The 390-nt window shown below is 67.2% G+C and carries 1 protein-coding gene; it reads left to right on the forward strand.

The genetic code is table 11. The features are described 5' to 3' along the window. A partial coding sequence (locus AC1DUE_RS20605) for an SDR family NAD(P)-dependent oxidoreductase (RefSeq protein ID WP_477041260.1) occupies positions 1-390 on the forward strand: 390 nt, incomplete at both ends.

The following is a 390-nucleotide window of genomic DNA, read 5'->3' on the forward strand; positions in this document are numbered from 1 at the left end:
GATGTACATGGTCCACGCGGCTCTGCCGCACCTGCTTGAGACCAAGGGCTCGGTGGTGCAGGTCTCCTCGACATCGGGACGGGCGGCATCGGCCACGAGCAGCGTGTACGCGGCTACGAAGTTCGGCATCAACGCCTTCTCCGAGGCGCTGCGGCAGGAGGTCACCGCGCAGGGCGTGCGCGTCGTCGTCATCGAGCCTGGATTCGTCGCGACCGAGCTCACCAGCCACATCACGGACCCGGCCATCCAGGCGGCGGCCAAGAGCATGGCCGAGTCGATGCGAACCCTCCAGCCCGAGGACATCGCCGCCGCAGTCGTCTACGCAGTCACCCAGCCCGAACACGTCGCCGTCAACGAGATCCTGATCCGACCGACCGACCAGACCCGATG

The organism is Cellulomonas sp. P4_A2 (assembly GCF_056402515.1).